A 19271-nucleotide genomic window follows, 5' to 3' on the forward strand; every position below is an offset into this window, starting at 1 on the left:
ACCTACGAGGGGAGTTTGCTACGCAAACAAGGCGCCGAACCGTCCCAGAAACTGCTTCTCGGCCCGTGCCGCCGTCCAGGGCGTCAGATAGTCGCGCCTGGTACCGTCGGAGAGGCCCGGATCCTTGCCGAACAGCCGCTTGGCCTCGCTCTCGCTGAAACCTGCAAGCTCGGTCGCCTCGAGATAGGCCGCGCCGCGGTCGGCGGCCTTGATCGCCAGCGTGATCTCGTCGGGCAGCACCGGCGGCAGGCCGAAGCGGATGTGAATGGCGCCGAGCAGGCGTTTCTCCACCGCCTTGTAGTGGCCATCGAGCACCGCCTTGAACGGCGAGATCATGTCGCCGATCACATATTCGGGCGCATCGTGCAGCAGCGCGGCAAGCCGCATGCGCTGGTCGACATTCGGCATCTCATGCCGCAACACGGTCTCCACCAGCAGCGTGTGCTGTGCGACCGAGAAGATGTGCGCGCCAATGGTCTGTCCGTTCCAGCGCGCAACGCGGGCCAGCCCATGCGCGATGTCAGCGATCTCGACATCGAGCGGAGAGGGATCGAGCAGGTCGAGCCGTCGGCCCGACAGCATGCGCTGCCACGCGCGGGACTCTGCGCCGCGTGGAGTTTTCTTCGCCGTCATTTGGCCTTGAGGCGCGGCTTGCGCTGCATCTTGCTGCAGGTCGCATGGCAATGGCAGTCGATGAGATGATCGTTGACCATGCCGGTCGCCTGCATGAAGGCATAGACGATGGTCGGGCCGACGAACTTGAAGCCGCGCGAGGACAGCTCCTTGGAGATCTGCACCGACAGCGGCGTCGAGGCCGGCACGCTTGCCGTGGTCTTGAAGTTGTTGACCTTGGGCCTGCCGCCCATGAAGTCCCACAGCAGCTTCGAGAAGCCGGGGCCCTTCTCCATGATGTCGAGATACGATTTTGCGCTCAGGATCGTGCCCTCGATCTTGGCCTTGTTGCGCACGATGCCGGCATCGTTCATCAGCGCGTGCACTTTCTTCTCGGTGTAGCGCGCGATCTTCTCCGGCTGGAAATCGTCGAAGGCCTTGCGGAAATTGTCACGCTTGCGCAGGATCGTGATCCAGGACAGGCCGGCCTGAAAGCCGTCGAGGATCAGCTTTTCGTAGAGCGCGCGGTCGTCATATTCAGGCACGCCCCATTCGGTGTCGTGATAGGCGACATAGAGCGGATCCTCGCCGGGCCAGGGGCAGCGGGTCTTTCCGTCGGGATGCAGGCGGGGAGCGCGGCTCATGCGGTGGGCTGCTTCAAGGGAATCCGGACGACCTCGGGTTCTGCCAGCGTGAGCGCAAGGCCGCCCGCGGTGAGCGGCTGGCCGGCATCGAGCGCATCCGCAACGCGGTCGATGCGGACCAGTGCGATGCCTTTCCCCTGCGCCGACGAGCCCATGGTGCCGACCTGCTTGTCGCCGGCCATGACACTGACGCCCACTTCCGGCGAAAGATCGTCGAGCAGCACCTTGACGCTTCGGGTGCGCGCGGTGCCGCGATGCTGCATGCGCGAGACGACCTCCTGCCCGACATAGCAGCCCTTGTCGAAATCGACGCCGGCCAGACGGTCCATATTGGTCTCGTGCGGGAACGCATCGCTGTACATGAAATCGAGCCCGCCGCGCGGCACGCCAAGCGCTATGCGGTGCGCCTCGTAGTCGGCGGCATCGACCAGGTCGGCGCCGATCAGGTCGGACAGTTTCTGCTTCAGATCCTCGGGGATCAGGATGCGCGTGCCGAGCTCGGCGTTGCGCGGATCGACGAAGGCGAGGTCCGGCTGCGCCTCAGGCTGGCCATCCCAGGCCGCAAGCACGCCGAGATCGTCGGACAAATTGTCCACCGTGACCTTGGCGCGCAGCTTGTAGAATTTCAGCTTGGTGGCGAGGCCATCGGCCAGGGGTTTCGGGCAGTCGATCAGGAACCCGCCACCATGGCCGCTAGGGGCTTCCGTGATCAGGAAATCCACGATGATCTTGCCCTGCGGCGTCAGCAGCGCGCCGAATCGGCCCAGGCCCGGCTTGAGCCTGTCGAGGTCGGTGGTGATGAGGCCGTTGAGGAAGTTGCGCGCGTCCTCGCCCGCGACCTTGATCACGCCCCGGTCGGGAAGAAACGCTGATTTCATGCGAAAATCTCTTGCGACATGGTGCTCCGGAACGTAAGCCCGCAAGGCACAAACGACAAGACCTCGAGCCCTGCGCTCAGAGGATGAGAGGGGCCTTCAGCCATGACCCAGCGTTTCGATGTGATCCTTAGGGGTGGCACCGTCGTCAACCAGGACGGCGAGAACGTGCGCGATATCGGCGTCGTCAATGGCCGCATCGCCGAGCTGGGCCCGCTGTCGCAGGGCTCCGCCGCGGAGGTGATCGACTGCAAGGGTCTTCACATCCTGCCCGGCGTGATGGACACGCAGGTGCATTTCCGCGAGCCCGGGCTGGAGCAGAAGGAAGACCTCGAAACCGGCTCGCGCAGCGCCGTGATGGGCGGCGTCACCGCCGTGTTCGAGATGCCGAACACCTCGCCGCTCACGGTGACGGAAGCGACCTTCACCGACAAGGTGAAGCGCGCCCACCATCGCATGCATTGCGATTTCGCCTTCTTCATCGGTGGCACCCGCGAGAACGTGCAGGACCTGCCGGTGCTGGAGCGCGCCCCGGGCTGCGCAGGCGTCAAAGTGTTCATCGGCTCCTCGACCGGCGCGCTGCTGGTGGAGGACGACGAGAGCCTGCGCCGCATCTTCCAGGTGATCCGCCGCCGCGCCGCGTTTCATGCCGAGGACGAGTACCGCCTCAACGACCGCAAATCGCTGCGCATCGAGGGCGATCCGCGCTCGCATCCGGTGTGGCGCGATGAGACCGCGGCGCTGATGGCGACGCAGCGCCTCATCAAGCTCGCGCACGAGACCGGCAAGCGCATCCACGTGCTGCACATCTCGACCAAGGAAGAAATCGAATTTTTGCGCGACCACAAGGACGTCGCCTCCTGCGAGGCGACGCCGCATCATCTCACGCTGGTTGCACCCGAATGTTACGAGCGGCTCGGCACGCTGGCGCAGATGAACCCGCCCGTGCGCGGCGCTGATCACCGGGCCGGCATCTGGCGCGGCATCGAGCAGGGCATTATCGACGTGATCGGCTCCGACCACGCGCCGCATACACTCGAAGAGAAGCAGAAGACCTATCCGGCCTCGCCCTCCGGCATGACCGGTGTGCAGACGCTGGTGCCCTTGATGCTCGATCACGTCAATGCGGGGCGGCTCTCTCTCGCCCGCTTCGTCGACCTCACCAGCGCCGGCCCCGCGCGTCTCTACAACATGGCCTGCAAGGGCCGCATCGCCGCCGGCTACGATGCCGACTTCACCATTGTCGACCTCAAGCGCAGCGAAACCATCACCAACAAATGGGTCGCCTCCAAAGCCGGCTGGACGCCCTATGACGGGGTTCGCGTCACCGGCTGGCCCGTCGGCACCTTTGTGCGCGGCAAGCGCGTGATGTGGCAGGGCGAGCTGGTGACGCCGTCGCGAGGAGAGCCGGTGCGGTTTCTGGAGACGCTGCGGCAGTAGGAATTGTGGGGTGAGAGGCGCGCGCGTGCCACACATCCAGCGTCGTCCCATACCGCGGAATCTATCCGTGATCGACGGTCGCAGTACCGGCGAGGGGACTAACTGCTAGTCTTCGTCAAACGTCTCCCTGTGGTTATGGGTCCCGGCCTTCGCCGGGGCGACGTCGGGGAGGGACGGGAGTGCAATCAATGTCCCAACCATCACCCCTCATCACCACCCAACAACTCGCCGCCATCCTCGGCGATCCCAATCTTCGTCTCTACGATTGCACGACCTACAACGAGCCGGTGCCACCGGGCAGCGACGTGCCGTATCGCGCCGTCCCCGGCGACAAGACCTTTGCCGCCGGCCACATCCCCGGTGCCGATTTTCTCGATCTGCAGGGCGAATTCTCCGACGCTTCCGCGCAGCAGTTCTTCATGATGCCTGATGTGGCCCAGCTCGAGGCCGCCTTCGGCCGCCATGGCGCGGACGCGAGCAAGACCATCGTGCTCTACAGCATCGGCACCATGATGTGGTCGACGCGGTTCTGGTGGATGCTGCGCGCGCTCGGCGTCGATGCACGTGTGCTCGACGGCGGCTTCGACAAATGGAAAGGCGACGGACATCCTGTCGAGACCGGCGCCCCCAAGGGTTATCCTGCGACGACCTTCAAGGCCGTGCCCCGTGCCGGCCTCTTCGTCGACAAGAACTTTGTGAAGGCGCGGATCGGCGATCCCGCGACCGTCATCGTCAACGCGCTGGGGCCGCAGTTTCATCAGGGCCTCGAGCCGAGCCGCTACGGCCGGCCGGGCCGGGTGCCAGGCAGCGTCAACGTCTCGGCTGCGACACTCGCCAATTCCGACAAGACGCTGACGTCACTTGCGGATGCCGAAGCCAAGTTCACCGCGGCAGGCGTCACGCGCGACAAGAACGTGATCCTGTATTGCGGCGGCGGCATCTCGGCGACGATCGACCTCTTGATGCTGACGCAGCTCGGCTACGACAAGCTGACGCTGTACGACGCTTCCATGGGCGAGTGGGCGAGGGACCCGTCGCTGCCGATCGAGACAGATTAACGCGCGAAAGAATTACTGTCTTGCGAGGCAGACCGAGAATTCGCCGTTGCGGATGCGGGCCGGAAAGCCCTCGACGAATTTTGCCACCGCGTCCTCGCCATAGGTGCCGACCAGCTCGGCGAGCGCCGCGAACAGGCTCGCCTGTGCCAGGCAGTCGCCGTCGACGCCGTCATGGCGCGCTTCGGCCCAGGCCTCGTTCAGATAGCTCAGTGCGGCCTGTTTCTGCTCGTGGTCGGGCAGCGGCGCGCGGGCGGGGGCGTAGGAAATCGGCTGGCTCATGAAACTCGATCAGGCTGGGGCGCGATCCACGGCGATGCGCTGCACGAGAGGTGTAGCACGGGCGTTAACGACCGCTAGGCCACATCTTTAAGAACGGTTAACGGCTGTGTACAAAGTCGATGACAGGGTTCCGGCGAGCTCAGTTCGCGTAACGCGCCGTGAGATCGCGCGAAATTTTTGAGCCTTCCTCGATGTAGCGGCGGATCGCCACCGTCGCGGCCGGCGTGCAGCTCCGGTAGGTCTGCTGAAAGCCGTTATAGCCGCGGTTGAAGCCCGCGATCATGCGGGTGCGGCGCTCGCCGGAGGGCGTTTCGGCATCGATCAGCGCCTGCATCTCGCTGCGCCATTTATTGCCCTCGTTGGCGCCGCAGATCCCGCGCAGATAGTGCAGGCCGCCGAGGATCTCGGCCAGGCGCTGCAAATCGCCGTCGAACGGCGCCGCCACGTCCTGGGCCCGGGCGGGCACGGAGGCGCAGGCGAGGATCAGGGCAAAAATGGCCAGAAATCGGGTCGACATCGGCGGGCTGTATGCCCCCTCAGGGCTGAGGACGCAAGGCGGGCCGCTTCAGGGGCCGATCAGGCGCGCGGCGGACTGGATCACCTCCTCCAGCCCCCCCGTCAGCTTGAGGCCGCCAAGGCTGCCCGGCGCGTCCGGCGCGATCCACCTGAAATCGTCGAGTTCGTCGTTCAGGACCGGTTCCCTGGCCACCCAGCGCGCGGCAAAGGACATGATGAGGTAGTGGCCGGCGCCGGGCGCGGCCGGCAGCACCTCGCGCCAGCCGGCCAAGCCGATGATCTCGATCTCGAGCCCGGTCTCCTCGTCGACCTCGCGCTTGAGGGCCTGGTGCAGCGATTCGCCAAATTCGACCCGGCCGCCTGGCAGCGAATAGAACCCCTTGGCGGGCGAGCGGGCGCGGCGGGTCAGCAGCACCTTACCGTCGCGGAAAATCGCGGCGCTGACCGCGATCTGGGGATGGCTGGGTTGGACGACCGCGGACATTGTTAACGACCCGCCTAGTTCGCCATGATGCTGTCGACGTCGGCTTCCGCTCCGCCATTGATGATGCCGCCGCAGGCCGCGATCAGCGGCTTGACCCAGGCCGTGGCCTGCTCGGCGAGGCGGATCCGGGTGGTGTCCTTCTCGACCTCGCGCATGGCCGAGCCGACCGCTGTTAGAATCGAGGTCATGGTATCGGTGATGTGGTCGAACTGGGCGCGCACGCTTGGCTCGGCTTTCTCATAGGCCTCGATGGCGAGATCCCGGGCCTTGAAATTCGAGGCGGTGAAATGCTCGGCATAGGACAGCGGCGACCAGGTCAGAAAATCCTCGGCACATTCCGGCATGTCTGGAATCATCTCCAGCAGCATCACCGCTTCATTGAAATGGTTGAGATAGTCAGTGGCAAGCCCGGTCCGCGGGTTGATGTTGGCCACGCGCAGCCGCTCGGCCCAGGCCGCGGCCTCGGGGCCCGTCTGTGCGCGCGTGGCGGGTTGGGAGGCCATTGAGCTCATCGGCCGCAGTGTTAACGTTCGGGGTTAAAAGGACCTGAACGGACCCTATATTTGCAAAGATGTGTGGACGCTTCGTCATAACTTCGGCCCCCGCGGCTCTGCGGCAACTGTTCGGCTATATTGAGCAGCCGAATTTCCCGCCCCGGTACAATGTCGCGCCGACACAACCGATTCCGGTCGTGTTGGTCGAGAATGGCGCGCGCCATTTCCGCCTGATGCGCTGGGGATTGCTGCCGAGCTGGGTCAAGGACCCCAAGGGGTTTACGCTTCTGATCAACGCCCGATCGGAGACGGTGCTGGAGAAGCCTGCGTTCAAGAAGGCGATTCGCCGGCGGCGCGGGCTGATCCCGGCTGACGGCTACTACGAATGGAAGTCGGAGGGCGGCCGCAAGCAGCCGTTCTTCATCCATCGCGCCGACGGCGCGCCGCTCGGCTTTGCTGCGGTGTTTGAGACCTGGCTCGGCCCGAACGGCGAGGAGCTCGATACGGTTGCGATCGTCACGGCGGCCGCGGGCGAGGACCTCGCCACGCTGCATGACCGCGTGCCCGTGACGATCAGCCCACGCGATTTCGAGCGCTGGCTCGATTGCCGTGGCGACGAGATCGATGCGATTCTGCCGCTGATGACCGCACCGCGCATCGGCGAATTCGCCTGGCACCCGGTCTCCACCCGCGTCAACCGCGTCGTCAACGACGACGAGCAGCTGCTCCTGCCGATCAGCGCGCAGGAGTTGGAGGCGGAAGCGGAGGCCGCGAAGCCCAAGAAGGCGGTGCGGAAAGTTGCTGCTGCGTCGTCGGATGACGGGCAGGGCTCCTTGTTCTAGCCGAGGTGCTGTAGCGTGGGCAAAGCGAAGCGTGCCCACCATGTGTTCCTATCATGAAGAGACCGTGGGCACGGCGCGTTGCGCCTTTGCCCACCCCACGGCAGCGGAGTTTTAGACAATCTCCCTTGCCCTCAGTCCCGCAATCTCCACCGCATCAAACCCCAGCTCACCCAACACGGCATCCGTATCCGCGCCCAGCTCCGGCGCCATCCGGTCGAGCTTGCCGCCGCCATGGGCGAGCTTGAAGCCGCTGCCGGCGAAGCGCAGGCGGCCGTATTTCGTGTCGAGCTCCTGGATCGCGCCGCGTGCCTTCACTTGCGGGTGATCGATCACCTCCTCGACCTTCCAGATGCTGGCGCAGGGCGCGCCGGCATCTTCGAGGATCGTCTCCCATTCGCGCGCGGGTCGCTTCGCCAGCGCCTCCTCGATCATGGCGCGCAGCGCAGGTTCGTTCTCGTTGCGCGAAAACCAGTCGGCGAAGCGCGGATCGCTCAGCGTGTCCTCGCGGCCGAGTGCGGCCATCAGCGCGCGGTATTGCTTCTCGTTGTTGACCGCGAGCAGGATGTGGCCGTCGCCGCATTTGAACAGGTTCGCGGTGGTGCGGCGGCTCACCGCCTGGTTGCCCGAGAGCCGTTGGCGATGGCCGGCGACCGACCAGTCGGCGATTTGCCCCGAGAGAAACGCCAACGTCGCCTCCAGCATGGAGACGTCGACAAGCTGGCCCCTGCCGGTGCGGTCGCGCTGGTACAGCGCGCTCGACACCGCGAACGCGGCCGTCGCGCCCGAGAGCACGTCGCACACCGCAAAGCCGGCGCGGGTCGGACCTGTTTCAGGGTGCCCGGTGATCGCCATGATGCCCGACAGCGCCTGCATCTTGCCGTCATAGCCCGGCCGCAACCGATCCGGCCCGGTCTGGCCGAAGCCTGACACGGCGCAATAGATCAGCCTGGGATTGATCGCCGAGAGCGCCTCATAACCGATGCCGAGCTTGTCCATCACGCCCGGCCGAAAGTTTTCCATGACGACGTCGACGCTCGCCGCGAGCTTCTTCACGATCGCGATGGCCTCGGGCTTTTGCAAATCCAGCGTCAGGCTGCGCTTGTTGCCGTTAATGGCCTGGAATGCCGGTGCCAGCCCGCGTTCGGCCCATTCGCGGGACAGCGGCGTGCGGCGCATGTCCTCGCCCTCGCGCCGCTCGACCTTGATGACGTCGGCCCCTAACAGCGCGAGCTGGTAGCTCGCATAGGGCCCGGCCAGCACCTGGGTGAAGTCCAGGATCTTCACGCCTTCGAACGGTCGCGTCACGCCGCTCTCCCATCTTGTTCTGGTTATTGGAGGACGTCAGGCCGCGCGGTTGCCGCGCGCGATCTCCTTCTGCTTGTCGAATTCGGCGCGGCGGCGGGCCAGCTCTTCCGGCGAAAGCTGTGCGACGTTGTTGTAGTCGAGCTTCCAGGAGGCATCTTCGCTCCAGCGCAGCGGCGACTGCATCGTGGTCTGCGGTCCGCTCGCAGTCTCCAGCAACCTCAAGGCGAGCTCCAGCGTCTCTGCCTGCGAAGCGATGTCTTGCGGCTTGCCGGCGGAATTGCCGAGCGGGAAATCGCTGAACAAAAACCGCGGCACGGCGGCATGCTCGATGATGTCCTTGGCGCAGCCCATGATCACGGTCGGGATGCCGTTGGCCTCCAGATGCCGCGCCACCAACGCGGTGGTCTGGTGGCAGACCGGGCAGTTCGGCACGAGAATGGCGGCGTCGACCTGGTCGGCGACGGCCCGCGCCAGAATCTCAGGTGCGTCGGTGTCGAGCGTGACGCGATGGCTGCGATTGGTCGGCGCGCCGAAGAAGCGGGGCGCGACGTCGCCGATGCGGCCGGCGGCGGCGGCCTTCAGGAGCTGCTGCAGTGGAAACCAGGTGCCGTTGTCGGTTGCCGAGGTGTGCTTGCGGTCGTAGCCGATATGGGAGATGCGAAGGTCGTGCGCTTTCGACGTGTCGCCGTCATAGACCTGGTAGAACTTCGCGCTGCCGTTGTACGGCGCCCCCGGCCCCTGATCGCCCTTGGCGGGATCGTAGGGTGCGGCGGTCGTGATGATGGTGACCCGCGACTGCGCCAGCGGCTTTTTCAACGGCTGGAATGGTGCTGCGGTGTAGTGCGCCCAGCGATAGGGCGTGGTGTAGCCGATCGCCGCATAATAGTCGCGCGTGCGCTGCATATAAGGGATCGGGGAATCATAGTCGGGCGCAAAGCCGAATTCGTCGTCGCGCGGAGCGGACATGAGCGCGTCTCCTGGTTCTTGGTTGGAAGCCAGACTAGAGATAGTCAGCGGTTTGCTCAACAGGCGCCGAGCCGGCGCAAGCCAGAATTGCCTGCCCAGCGGAGCTCACCTGAAAATATGCAGCGCCGCGTATTGCAGCAGCATGATCGCCTTGGCATCGATGATGCGGCCGTCGGCGATCATCGCAAGCGCCTCGTCGATGGAAAGCTCCAGCACCTCGATGTCCTCGCCCTCGTGCTCGAGGCCGCCGCCGGCGCTGACCCGCATGTGCGGCTCGTACTCGGCGACGAAGAAATGCAGTTTTTCGGTGATGGCGCCGGGGCTCATGAAGGCTTCGAACACCTTGTGCACATCGTGCAGGCGATAGCCGGTTTCTTCCTCGGCCTCGGCGCGGATGCGCACTTCGGGCGCGGCGTCGTCCAGCACGCCGGCCGCCGCCTCGATCAGCAGGTCGTCATAGCCGCGGATGAAGGCGGGCAGGCGGAACTGGCGTACCAGGATCACGGTCCGGCCCGCGCGATTATATGGCAGGATGGCGGCGGCGTTGTCGCGCTCATAGGTCTCGCGATGCTGCGTCTGCCACTCGCCATTGGCGCGGCGGTAATCGAACGTGGTGCTCTTCAGCGTGGTCCAGCCGTCCGAGAGCACACGGACGTCCTTGATGCGGACGCGGTCGGAAATGGTCATGACTGTCTTTCAGTGTTCGCGGCCGTCGAGCCACTTCTGAAACATCACCGAGGTCGATTCCTCGAAGTGAAGCGACTGGTAGAACGCATTGGCCTTGGCATTCTCACGCCGGACCAGCAGCTGCAGCTTGGCGATGCCAGCCGTTCGCAACCAGTCCTCTGCTGCGGCCATGATGAGGCGGCCATAGCCGCGCTTCTGGCTGTCGGGATCGACCGCGACGTAATAGGCCCACCCGCGATGGCCGTCGTGGCCGACCATGACGGTCGCGACGATCGCGCCATTGTCGCGGCCAACAAGCACCGTCGAATTGTCGCGCCGCCGCGCCAGCGCGATGTCGGCATGCGGATCGTTCCAGGGTCGCGTCAGGCCGCAGCGCTGCCACAGCGCCACGACCGGCTCGACATCGGCATCCCTGATGGCATCGATCGTGAGTGCAGACGTGCTCACAGCACTTTCCCCGGATTCATGATGCCGTGCGGATCGAGCATCGTCTTGATCGACCGCATCAGCTCGATCGCGGTCTTGTCCTTCACCTCAGGCAGCTCGTCGCGCTTCAGCACGCCGATGCCGTGCTCGGCCGAGATCGAGCCGCCCATGCGCAGCACGATCTCGAACACCACGGCATTCATCTCGTGCCAGCGCGCGAGATAATCCGCGGTGTTGGCGCCGATGGGCTGGCTGACATTGTAGTGCAGATTGCCATCGCCGAGATGGCCGAACGGCACCGGCCGCGCGCCGGGAATCAGCTTGACCACGGCAGCGTTCGCTTCCTCGATGAAATCAGGCACGGCAGCGACGGGCACGGAGATGTCGTGCTTGATCGAGCCGCCCTCGGGCTTCTGCGCCGCCGACATCTCTTCGCGCAACTTCCAGAAATTGTTGCGCTGGCTGAGATTGGCCGCGATCACGGCATCGTCGACGATTTCTTCTTCCATGGCGCGGGCGAGGATCGTCTCCAGCGGCGTGCGGGCATCGTCGCCAGGGGAGGACAATTCCATCAGCACGTACCAGGAGTGTTTCTCGGCAAGCGGATCACGCACGTCGATGCCGTGGCGAACCGAGAAGTCCACCGCCATCTCCGACAGCAGCTCGAAGCTCGTCAGCGCATTCGCGGCCTCGCTTTGCGCGATCGTCAGCAGCTTGAGCGCCGCCGCGGGCGACTTCAGCCCGACATAGGCGGTCTCGACCGCGCGCGGCTTCGGAAACAGCTTCAATGTCGCCGCGGTGATGATGCCGAGCGTGCCTTCGGCGCCGATGAAGAGGTTGTGCAGATTATAGCCGGTGTTGTCCTTCTTCAGCTTCGACAGCACGTTGAGCACGCGCCCGTCGGCGAGCACGACCTCCAGCCCGAGCGCCATCTCGCGTGCCACGCCATAGGCGAGCGCGGCGGTGCCGCCGGCATTGGTCGAGAGATTGCCGCCGATGGTGCAGCTGCCTTCCGCGCCCAGCGACAGCGGAAACAGCCGGTCCACATCGGACGCTTTCTGTTGCGCGACCTGCAGCACCACGCCGGCCTCGCACGTCATGGTGTTGGAGGCGGTGTCGACCTCGCGGATCTTGTCGAGCCGGCGCAGCGACACCACCACCTCGCCATTGTGCGGCGTCTGTCCGCCGACCAGCCCGGTATTGCCGCCCTGCGGCACCAGCGCGATTCTGTGCTCGGAGGCGAGCTTGCAGATCGCAGAGACTTCCGCCGTCGAGCCCGGACGCAGCACCAGCGGCGAGCGGCCGTGGAACAGGTTGCGCTCCTCGGTGACATAGGCCTCGATGTCGGCGGCGTCAGTGATCGCGTGGCGATCGCCGACGATCTTGCGGAATTGCTCGATCAGTTCGGGCGCGAGCGGCGGAGTGGCGGATTGATTGATGTTCATTGTCCTGTCTTCTACTCTTATCTCGCAACGGCCGCGCGCCGCAGCCGGTCGTTGATTGCTTCACCCAGGCCTTCCTCGGGGATCGTCATCACGGCGATCGCCCGCGGGCTCTTCGCATCGAGCGTGCGAAGATAGCCGAATAGATTGGCAGCGGCTTCATCGAGATTGGCCGTGGGCGACAAATTCATGACAGCGGCGGCAGCCTCCTGGCCGGGCAGGCGATCGGGGCCGAAGGCCAGCAGCGCTTCGTCAGGCGCAACCTCCTGCACGCGCAGCCGCACGGTCGCGCGCGGCGCGTAATGCGAGGCCAGCATCCCCGGCGCCAGCGGCTGGCTGTCGTCGCTCTCGGCCTCCACGACGGGTCGCGCCAGCGGTGTGCCCAGCACGGCCTCGATCCGTTCGCGCGACAGCCCGCCCGGTCGCAGCAGCATCGGCGCCTCGAAGCATCCGACGATGGTCGATTCGACGCCGACCGTAACAGGCCCGCCGTCGACGATCAGGTCGATCCGCCCGGCAAGATCGCCCTCGACATGGGCGGCGAGCGTCGGCGAGACATGGCCGGAGATATTGGCTGACGGCGCCACCACGGCTCCGCCGAAGGCGCGCAGGATCGCTTCCCCGACGGGGTGGGCGGGAATGCGGATCGCGACGGTGTCGAGGCCGGCGGTCGCGAGATCGGACACCGGGCAATCCACTGTCTTCGGCACCACCAGCGTCAGCGGCCCCGGCCAGAACGCCTCGGCCAGCTGCAAGGCGCGCGCATCGAACCGGCCGATCCGCCGCGCGGCGGCGAGGTCCGCGACATGGGCGATCAGCGGATTGAAGGCCGGCCGGCCCTTGGCGCTGTAGATATGGGCGACCGCGGTGGCATTGGCGGCGTCCGCACCGAGCCCATAAACCGTCTCGGTCGGAAACGCGACCAGCCCGCCGGCGGCGAGGGTCCGGGCGGCAGCCTCGGCGGCGGCGCGGCCGGCCGGCAAAACCAGTGTTTCAAGACCCGTTTTCACAGGGGCAAAATTCCTCGTATCGGCCGCTTGCGGTGCGCCAAACCCGACGCTATAAGCCGGCCTCTTGTCGGAGTGTGGCTCAGCCCGGTAGAGCACTGCGTTCGGGACGCAGGGGTCGCAGGTTCGAATCCTGCCACTCCGACCATTATTTCAAGTACTTATAGTTTCTATGTTTTTTCGGCGCAATGAAATGCGCATTGATTTGGGGCACGGCAGCCATGCCCGTCGATCTCAAGGCTTATGCCGGGGATGTCCTCAACGCTTGGAAAGAGAGCTCGCGATCGGCATCTGCAGCCGCGAACCCCATCAAACAGACCGTTCATCGTGGGCTGCGCCCGCCGTGGTCCGCCGACGCCTTTTGGTCGTGTTGCGCTCCGGCAGGGGGGCAGCCGTCCGGCTTTGCAAGTCAGGCTGATAACCCAGTCGGATCGATAGAAGTTCGGCATGGGTCATCACGGCGCGGGCGAGTTCCGGCACCCGTTCAGGCGTGACGCGGCGGGCCGGCCCGCTCACACTGATCGCCGCGAAGACGCGACCGGTGCTGTTGCGGATGGGCGCCCCCACGCACCGCAACTCCGGTTCATGCTCGCAGTCATCAATCGAGTATCCGCGAGTCCTGATCGCGGCCAGCTCGGCCTTCAGGCGCTTCGGCTCGACGATGGTGTTCGGCGTGAAGCGGGCGAGGCCGGCACGGATGACGCGGTCGATCACCGCATCGCTCTGGAAGGCGAGCGCGGCCTTGCCGACGCCGGTCGAGTGACAGGGCGAGGCTTCCATCGTGATGACGGTGTTGTGGGGCCGCGCGATCTGGTTGCGGCGGTTGACGAAAACCATCTGCGCGCCGTCGAAGATGCACAGATGCACGTCCTCACCACTGAGTTTGGCGAGCGTATCGACGAAAGGCGGCGCCTCGCGATAGAGCGGCAGGTTCGTGAGCGCGCTGCCGCCGAGCTCGAACAGTTTTATGCCAAGGCGATAGCGGTCGCGGCTCGCGTCCTGTTCCAGGAACCCGACGCTGCGCAGGCTGTCGACGATGCGATGGACGGTGGTGCGGGGCAGGCCGGTGCGGCGGGCAATCTCGACCACGCTGAGCTCGGGATCGGCGGAGGAAAATGCCTCCAAGACCTCGAGCATCTTGAAGAGCGACTTCACGCTCTGTCGACTGCTGTCGACGCTAGTCATGTCGGACCTTTCGGGCGGCGCCACGATGCAATATCCAGGACGCGGACCACATCCGACTTAGACGGAATCGGGCGCGGCGGCAATGCAGCCGCGCCCGTCGTCGAATGCTCACTCGGCCGCGACCAGCCTCACGCCGCTTTCGACCTCCATCAGCGGCTTGAGCGCGGCGGCGATCGCCTCCTTCTGCCGGCTGGTCGGCGCCGGCATCGGCTGCCGCGGCAGGCCGCTCGGCGAGCCCTGAAGGGTGAGCGTGTGCTTCACGCAGGCCGGGAGATTGTCACCGACGATCGTGTTCCAGAAACGCAACAGGCGCTTGTGAATCTCGAGCGCGGTGGCGTGGTCGCCACGCTGGACCGCATTCCATAGCGCGACGCAGGCGCCGGGCACGGCGGCCGGGTTGGCCGCGATCGTGCCGTGCGCGCCGAGCGCGAAGGACGGGTAGAGCAGCGCATCGACCGCGGTCAGCACCACCTTGCCCGCGGGCACGTCGAGCAGCAGGTCGGCCATCAGCTTGAGATCGCCGGCGCTCTGCTTGACGCCGATCACGCCCGGCAGCTCGTTCATGATGCGCAGGAGCAGCGCGGGGCTCAGATAGTTCCAGGGCACAACGTTGTAGATGATGACCGGTTGCTTGACCTGCTCCGACAGCGTCTTGAAGTGTCCGACGGTCGCATCCTCGTCCGGCTTGAAGAGATAGTGCACCGGCGTGATCTGGAGCGCGGCGACGTTGACGTGCTCGATGGCGCGGGCGCGGGCGATAGCCTCGCGGGTCGAGTTGGCGATGATGCCGGCGACGAGCGGGATCTTGCCATTGAGCTCTTCAGCGCAGGCCTCGATCAGGCGGCGGAATTCGTCGGCGGTGAGGGTGTGACCCTCGCCGGTGCTGCCGCCGACGCAGACGCCATGCACGCCCTTGTCGAGCAGGAATTTCACCTGGCGGCGAAACGCCCTCTCGTCGATGTCTCCGTTCTGGTCGAACGGCGTGGTGAGGGGCGGAATGATCCCGGTGATCCTTGCTGGCACGTTTTCCTCCTATAATTGTCCGGAATGTGAACAAATAAATAGGACAGATGATCGTTCGGCGTCAAGCACTGTCAGTCATGAGCTGAACTGCTGGGGCCACCAATTGCTACTCGCGGTAGGCGCGGCTGAAAAATCTCCTTGACATGGGAGATCACAGGTTGCTCATTATGTCCGCAATACGGACAAAAATCCGAGCAAGGCACCGCCTTGCCGAAGCCGGAGGTGACGTCATGAGCGAGTTGGTAGGGTCGATCGGGGTCGACAGGGCCGCGGATCAGTCGGCCGCGGCGGTCAAGGCGCGGCAGTCCAGCGACATCCGCAAGGTTGCGGTGGCAAGCGCCATCGGCAACATGATCGAGTATTACGACTTCACGCTCTACGCGACCGCGACGGCGCTGGTGTTTAACAAGATCTTCTTTCCGAGCGCCGATCCGCTGGTCGGCTCGCTGCTCGCCTTCGCCACCTTCTTCGTCGGCTATTGCGCGCGCCCGCTCGGCGGCGTGCTGTTCGGCCATTTCGGCGATCGGGTCGGCCGCAAGACGGCGCTGCTCCTCACCATCCTGATCATGGGGCTCGGCACCTTCCTGATCGGGCTGATGCCGACCTATGAGCAGGTCGGCGTTGCCGCGCCGGTCTGCTTGATCGCCTTGCGCCTGCTTCAGGGCATCGGCATCGGCGGCGAGTATGGCGGCGGCATGGTGATGACGGTCGAGCACGCGCCGGCTGATCGGCGCGGCTTCTTCTCCTCGCTGGTCCATATCGGCGTGCCCGGCGGATTCCTGATTCCCATTGCCTTGCTCGGAATCTTGTCGACCTCGATGAGCGAGGGCGACTTCCTGGCCTGGGGCTGGCGGATTCCGTTCCTGTTCTCGATCGTGCTCGTCGCCATCGGACTCTTCATCCGCTTCCGCATCTCCGAGACGCCTGCGTTCAAGCGCGTGCTCAACGAGGAGGGCACGGCCAGCGTCCCCGTCGTCGAGGCAGTGCGCAACCATGCCGGCAACATCCTGTTCGGCATCGGCGCCAAGATCGCCGAAAGCGGGCTGTTCAACATCTACGCCGTGTTCGCGATCACCTATTGCAAGACAAAGCTCGGTCTTCCGAGCCAGACCATCCTGAACGGCGTCCTGGTCGGCTGTGCGCTCGAATGCGCGACATTGCCCGTGTTTGGCGCGCTGTCGGATCGTATCGGTCGCCGCGCGGTCTATGTCGGCGGCATGCTGTTTCAGGTCGCGCTCGCGCTCGTGTTCTTTCAGATGCTCAACACCGGCCATACCGGCATGATCTGGCTGGCGATCGCGCTCGGTCTCGCGCTCGGTCACGGCTCGGTCTACGGCGCGCAAGGGGCCTATTTCTCGGAGCTATTCCCGGCACGCATCCGCTACAGCGGGCTGTCGTTGGTGCAGCAGCTCGGCCCGATCCTCGGCGGCGGCCTGTCGCCATTGATCGCGACCGCGCTGCTTGCCGAATACGGCGCGCCGTCCTGGGTGGCCGGTTACATGGCTGCGATGGCACTACTCTCGGCCGCCTGCACCTTCGGCCTGCGTCCGTTGCGCGCGGGCGCTTGAGGCCCGCTCCTCGCTCTTGAATTTCGACGCAATCTGATCAAGGCGTTCAATTCGACCCGCCAGCGCCGTGCGGGCGCACCAAATTCTCTGTCCAGGTCTCGGCAATGTGGGGCAGGCACAGTGTTGGTCTTTGGTCGAGGAGGAGTTCGAGCACCCGCGGCGGAGTCAATGGCAGTTCCTGGACCGCCTTTCCGGTTGCGTTGGCGATGGCGCATCCGACGGCGGCCGCGACATTCAGGATCGGCACTTCGCCAGCGCCCTTCGTGCCCAGCGGCCCGATCGACGGCGCGCCCTCGTACAGGTTGATCTCGACCGGCACGACATCGAGGGCCAAGGGCAGGCGATAGGTCTCGAGGCCATTTTGGCAGACGCGGCCATTGCTGCCGATCGTCACTTCCTCGTGCAAGGCGTAACCCAATCCCTGAACCACGCCGCCCTGGATCTGGCCACGGATCGCGCGCGGGTTCAGCGCGCGGCCAACGTCCTGGACGACGCGATAGCTCAACACCTCGACCTGTCCTGTCTCCGTGTCGACGGCGACCTCGCAATCATGGACGGCGAAAACGGGGATGTCGATCGCGTCGATGAAATGGCCCGCGACGCAACCTGGCATTGCGGACACACCGGCTCCTGTGAAGGCGCCGGTGCCGGAGATTGGGCCCATCTGCGCCTGGGCGCGCGTCGCAACTTCGGAGATCAGGCGGCCGGAGCCGGGTGCGCCGGCGATTTCAATTCGTCCGGAGCGCATCACAAGGTCCTCAGGCGCGGCCTCGATCATCTCGGAGGCGACCTTCAGCAGCTTCGTGCGGACCTCTTGTGCCGCCGACAGGCTGGCTGCCCCGAGCGAGACAGTCGTTCGGCCGCCTCCGACGCCGACATCGTAGCCGGCGGCGTCGGTGTCGGCTGAGCGAACGATCACGTCGTCGGGGCTGAGGCCGAGCGTGCCGGCCACGATCTGAGGCAGAGCCTGCATCATGGAGCCGGACCCGATCTCGACGCCGGATGTCACCAGCGTTGCCGTTCCGTCGGCGTTCATGTTCACGGTCGCGGCCGATGGGCCGACAAAGACGAACCAAGTGCCTACCGTGGTCGCGCGTCCATAGAGCCGGCCGTCGGCCCGCGCGGGCGGTGCTGCTGCGGCATTGCGCATCGTATCCATCCGGTCGAGCATCGGGCCAAGCACGTCGCCCTCGAATACCTGGCCGGTGGCGCCGAGATCGCCGTCGCCGAGCACGTTGCGGCGGCGGAAGGCGAGCGGATCCATGCCGATCCGGGTCGCGATTTCGTCGGTATGCCGCTCGAGCGCGAAGGTGTTGTAGACGCCGTTGCAGGCGCGGAAAGCGCCGTTCGGGGCGGTGTTGGTATAGATCGCGCGCGAGACCAGCCTCACCGCGCCAAGTGAATAATTTCCCCCGAGCGTGTGAGCGGTCATCGTAGTCAGGAAAATCTGCTCGCCGCCATACGCGCCGCAATCCATCAGGACGACGGCTTCGCGTCCGATGATCTCGCCATCGCGCGTCACCGCCGAACGTATGCGGATGTCGGCATTTTCGCGAAACAGGCAGGTGAGCATCTCTTCTTCGCGTGAATTGACCAGCCGGACCGGGCGTCCGCTCGCCCGAGCGAGCAAGGCGGCAAAAGGTTCGATCGCGAGATCGAATTTGAGGCCGAAGCCGCCGCCGACCGGCGGTACCGTGACGCGAACCCGGGAGGCGGGCACGCCCAGCAGGCGCGCGGTTGCGTTGCGGATGGTCCAGGGTACCTGGGTCGATGTCTCGATGTGGAAGCGCCCGTCTTCATAACTTGCGACCACCGCACGCGGCTCGAAGGCGACATGGTTCTGGCGGCCGACCCGGAAGCAGCTTTCGATGATCTCGACATCGGGTCGGGCAAAGGCGGCATCGACGTCGCCGCGAACGACGGTCGCTTCCCAGGCGACGTTGCCGCCGCGGGCGCCGCCTTCGAGCAGAACCTCGTAGTTGCGCCAGTCGGGATGGACGAGCGGCGCGCCCGGAGCAAGTGCTTCCGCCATGGTGAGCACCACGGGTAGTCGTTCAATCTCGACGTCAATTGCAGCCAGCGCGGCCTGGGCCTGCATCGGCGTGTCCGCCGCGATCGCGGCGATCGGCTCGCCATCGTAGCGGATCACGTCGCGGGCAAAGAGCGGATGGTCGGCGATGCCGATTCCGATCATGCCGGGCGCATCGGCTGCGGTCACGATGGCGCGCACACCGGGCATGCGGGCCGCCTTGGTAAGATCGAGGCGGGCGATCCGACCTGAGGGCACACCGGCGCGCAATATCGCCGCGTGCAGCATGCCGGGCAGGTAGCGATCGATTGTGTAGCGCGTGCGGCCGCGCAGCTTGTCCGCCGCGTCGCGTCGCGCAAAATTCATGGTTGCGGAAGCGTCAGACATCT

At 65.4% G+C, this 19271-nt stretch carries 20 protein-coding genes and 1 tRNA gene; 5 read left to right on the plus strand and 16 right to left on the minus strand.

Translation table 11 applies throughout. From position 1 onward, the window contains the following. Window positions 1–18: 18 nt before the first annotated feature. The 3 genes from G8O24_RS14125 to ygfZ are packed head-to-tail and all read right to left on the minus strand — an operon-like array spanning window position 19 to window position 2134. Window positions 19–633, minus strand: coding sequence for a YfbR-like 5'-deoxynucleotidase (locus G8O24_RS14125; RefSeq protein ID WP_188100168.1), 615 nt, complete (start codon window positions 631–633; stop codon window positions 19–21). Continuing rightward, window positions 630–1256 (minus strand): DNA-3-methyladenine glycosylase I, encoded by a 627-nt coding sequence (locus G8O24_RS14130; protein WP_188100170.1) that lies wholly within the window; start codon window positions 1254–1256, stop codon window positions 630–632. Before G8O24_RS14130 ends, G8O24_RS14125 begins: the two co-directional genes overlap by 4 nt. Then, window positions 1253–2134, minus strand: coding sequence for a CAF17-like 4Fe-4S cluster assembly/insertion protein YgfZ (ygfZ, locus tag G8O24_RS14135; RefSeq protein ID WP_188100172.1), 882 nt, complete (start codon window positions 2132–2134; stop codon window positions 1253–1255). The genes G8O24_RS14130 and ygfZ overlap by 4 nt, the downstream gene beginning before the upstream one ends. Window positions 2135–2236: 102 nt before the next feature. Between ygfZ and G8O24_RS14140 the strand changes: the two genes are divergently transcribed. Next, window positions 2237–3571, plus strand: a complete 1335-nt coding sequence (locus tag G8O24_RS14140; RefSeq protein ID WP_188100174.1) for a dihydroorotase — start codon at window positions 2237–2239, stop codon at window positions 3569–3571. A 188-nt stretch (window positions 3572–3759) separates the two neighbouring features. Further along, window positions 3760–4629, plus strand: coding sequence for a sulfurtransferase (locus tag G8O24_RS14145; protein WP_188100175.1), 870 nt, complete (start codon window positions 3760–3762; stop codon window positions 4627–4629). 12 nt (window positions 4630–4641) lie between these two features. Here the strand turns inward: G8O24_RS14145 and G8O24_RS14150 are convergent, their stop codons facing one another. The 4 genes from G8O24_RS14150 to G8O24_RS14165 form a co-directional block, all read right to left on the minus strand. Next, window positions 4642–4908 carry a hypothetical protein gene (locus tag G8O24_RS14150; RefSeq protein ID WP_092227477.1) on the minus strand — a complete coding sequence of 89 codons (267 nt, stop codon included), beginning with the start codon at window positions 4906–4908 and terminating at the stop codon, window positions 4642–4644. 139 nt (window positions 4909–5047) lie between these two features. Continuing rightward, window positions 5048–5425 carry a TIGR02301 family protein gene (locus tag G8O24_RS14155; protein WP_188100177.1) on the minus strand — a complete coding sequence of 126 codons (378 nt, stop codon included), beginning with the start codon at window positions 5423–5425 and terminating at the stop codon, window positions 5048–5050. 48 nt (window positions 5426–5473) lie between these two features. Next, a complete protein-coding gene (locus G8O24_RS14160; RefSeq protein ID WP_188100179.1) occupies window positions 5474–5908 on the minus strand; it encodes an NUDIX hydrolase in 435 nt (144 codons plus the stop codon). A 14-nt stretch (window positions 5909–5922) separates the two neighbouring features. Beyond that, window positions 5923–6420 carry a hypothetical protein gene (locus G8O24_RS14165; protein WP_188100181.1) on the minus strand — a complete coding sequence of 166 codons (498 nt, stop codon included), beginning with the start codon at window positions 6418–6420 and terminating at the stop codon, window positions 5923–5925. Between the two features lie 59 nt (window positions 6421–6479). On the opposite strand from G8O24_RS14165, the gene G8O24_RS14170 reads away from it, so the two are divergent. Further along, window positions 6480–7244: an SOS response-associated peptidase gene (locus G8O24_RS14170; RefSeq protein WP_188100183.1), complete on the plus strand. Its 765-nt coding sequence runs from the start codon at window positions 6480–6482 to the stop codon at window positions 7242–7244. Between the two features lie 111 nt (window positions 7245–7355). On the opposite strand, the gene G8O24_RS14175 is transcribed toward G8O24_RS14170, so the two are convergent. The 6 genes from G8O24_RS14175 to G8O24_RS14200 form a co-directional block, all read right to left on the minus strand. After that, the gene (locus tag G8O24_RS14175; protein WP_188100185.1) at window positions 7356–8549 is read right to left on the minus strand and encodes a CaiB/BaiF CoA transferase family protein; all 1194 of its coding nucleotides are present in this window, start codon (window positions 8547–8549) and stop codon (window positions 7356–7358) included. Between the two features lie 36 nt (window positions 8550–8585). Then, complete coding sequence (locus tag G8O24_RS14180; protein WP_188100187.1) at window positions 8586–9515, minus strand: glycine/sarcosine/betaine reductase selenoprotein B family protein; 930 nt, start codon at window positions 9513–9515, stop codon at window positions 8586–8588. A 105-nt stretch (window positions 9516–9620) separates the two neighbouring features. After that, window positions 9621–10202 (minus strand): NUDIX hydrolase, encoded by a 582-nt coding sequence (locus tag G8O24_RS14185; protein WP_188100189.1) that lies wholly within the window; start codon window positions 10200–10202, stop codon window positions 9621–9623. Between the two features lie 9 nt (window positions 10203–10211). After that, window positions 10212–10649 (minus strand): GNAT family acetyltransferase, encoded by a 438-nt coding sequence (locus G8O24_RS14190; RefSeq protein WP_188100191.1) that lies wholly within the window; start codon window positions 10647–10649, stop codon window positions 10212–10214. Further along, entirely contained in the window at window positions 10646–12073 is a 1428-nt protein-coding gene (locus tag G8O24_RS14195) for an FAD-binding oxidoreductase (RefSeq protein WP_188100193.1), read from the minus strand. The genes G8O24_RS14190 and G8O24_RS14195 overlap by 4 nt, the downstream gene beginning before the upstream one ends. Before the next feature lie 17 nt (window positions 12074–12090). Continuing rightward, window positions 12091–13080, minus strand: a complete 990-nt coding sequence (locus G8O24_RS14200; protein ID WP_188100195.1) for an L-threonylcarbamoyladenylate synthase — start codon at window positions 13078–13080, stop codon at window positions 12091–12093. A gap of 68 nt (window positions 13081–13148) precedes the next feature. Here G8O24_RS14200 and G8O24_RS14205 point away from each other — a divergent pair. Then, window positions 13149–13225 (plus strand) — tRNA-Pro (locus tag G8O24_RS14205). A gap of 161 nt (window positions 13226–13386) precedes the next feature. On the opposite strand, the gene G8O24_RS14210 is transcribed toward G8O24_RS14205, so the two are convergent. Next, on the minus strand, window positions 13387–14262 hold the full coding sequence (locus G8O24_RS14210) for an IclR family transcriptional regulator (RefSeq protein ID WP_188100197.1): 876 nt from the start codon (window positions 14260–14262) through the stop codon (window positions 13387–13389). A 108-nt stretch (window positions 14263–14370) separates the two neighbouring features. Next, complete coding sequence (locus tag G8O24_RS14215) at window positions 14371–15285, minus strand: dihydrodipicolinate synthase family protein (protein WP_188100199.1); 915 nt, start codon at window positions 15283–15285, stop codon at window positions 14371–14373. 230 nt (window positions 15286–15515) lie between these two features. On the opposite strand from G8O24_RS14215, the gene G8O24_RS14220 reads away from it, so the two are divergent. Then, window positions 15516–16853 carry an MFS transporter gene (locus G8O24_RS14220; protein ID WP_188100201.1) on the plus strand — a complete coding sequence of 446 codons (1338 nt, stop codon included), beginning with the start codon at window positions 15516–15518 and terminating at the stop codon, window positions 16851–16853. Between the two features lie 46 nt (window positions 16854–16899). Here the strand turns inward: G8O24_RS14220 and G8O24_RS14225 are convergent, their stop codons facing one another. Then, complete coding sequence (locus G8O24_RS14225) at window positions 16900–19269, minus strand: xanthine dehydrogenase family protein molybdopterin-binding subunit (protein ID WP_188100203.1); 2370 nt, start codon at window positions 19267–19269, stop codon at window positions 16900–16902. Window positions 19270–19271 lie beyond the last annotated feature (2 nt).

It is taken from the genome of Bradyrhizobium campsiandrae, assembly GCF_014529705.1.
GTDB classification, from domain to species: domain Bacteria; phylum Pseudomonadota; class Alphaproteobacteria; order Rhizobiales; family Xanthobacteraceae; genus Bradyrhizobium; species Bradyrhizobium campsiandrae.

Excerpts from the sequence above, each read along its gene's own strand:
- G8O24_RS14125 (WP_188100168.1), bottom strand. The coding sequence starts at position 633 with ATGACGGCGAAGAAAACTCCACGCGGCGCAGAGTCCCGCGCGTGGCAG.
- G8O24_RS14130 (WP_188100170.1), bottom strand. The coding sequence starts at position 1,256 with ATGAGCCGCGCTCCCCGCCTGCATCCCGACGGAAAGACCCGCTGCCCC.
- ygfZ (WP_188100172.1), bottom strand. The coding sequence starts at position 2,134 with ATGAAATCAGCGTTTCTTCCCGACCGGGGCGTGATCAAGGTCGCGGGC.
- G8O24_RS14140 (WP_188100174.1), top strand. The coding sequence starts at position 2,237 with ATGACCCAGCGTTTCGATGTGATCCTTAGGGGTGGCACCGTCGTCAAC.
- G8O24_RS14145 (WP_188100175.1), top strand. The coding sequence starts at position 3,760 with ATGTCCCAACCATCACCCCTCATCACCACCCAACAACTCGCCGCCATC.
- G8O24_RS14150 (WP_092227477.1), bottom strand. The coding sequence starts at position 4,908 with ATGAGCCAGCCGATTTCCTACGCCCCCGCCCGCGCGCCGCTGCCCGAC.
- G8O24_RS14155 (WP_188100177.1), bottom strand. The coding sequence starts at position 5,425 with ATGTCGACCCGATTTCTGGCCATTTTTGCCCTGATCCTCGCCTGCGCC.
- G8O24_RS14160 (WP_188100179.1), bottom strand. The coding sequence starts at position 5,908 with ATGTCCGCGGTCGTCCAACCCAGCCATCCCCAGATCGCGGTCAGCGCC.
- G8O24_RS14165 (WP_188100181.1), bottom strand. The coding sequence starts at position 6,420 with ATGAGCTCAATGGCCTCCCAACCCGCCACGCGCGCACAGACGGGCCCC.
- G8O24_RS14170 (WP_188100183.1), top strand. The coding sequence starts at position 6,480 with ATGTGTGGACGCTTCGTCATAACTTCGGCCCCCGCGGCTCTGCGGCAA.
- G8O24_RS14180 (WP_188100187.1), bottom strand. The coding sequence starts at position 9,515 with ATGTCCGCTCCGCGCGACGACGAATTCGGCTTTGCGCCCGACTATGAT.
- G8O24_RS14185 (WP_188100189.1), bottom strand. The coding sequence starts at position 10,202 with ATGACCATTTCCGACCGCGTCCGCATCAAGGACGTCCGTGTGCTCTCG.
- G8O24_RS14195 (WP_188100193.1), bottom strand. The coding sequence starts at position 12,073 with ATGAACATCAATCAATCCGCCACTCCGCCGCTCGCGCCCGAACTGATC.
- G8O24_RS14210 (WP_188100197.1), bottom strand. The coding sequence starts at position 14,262 with ATGACTAGCGTCGACAGCAGTCGACAGAGCGTGAAGTCGCTCTTCAAG.
- G8O24_RS14220 (WP_188100201.1), top strand. The coding sequence starts at position 15,516 with ATGAGCGAGTTGGTAGGGTCGATCGGGGTCGACAGGGCCGCGGATCAG.
- G8O24_RS14225 (WP_188100203.1), bottom strand. The coding sequence starts at position 19,269 with ATGTCTGACGCTTCCGCAACCATGAATTTTGCGCGACGCGACGCGGCG.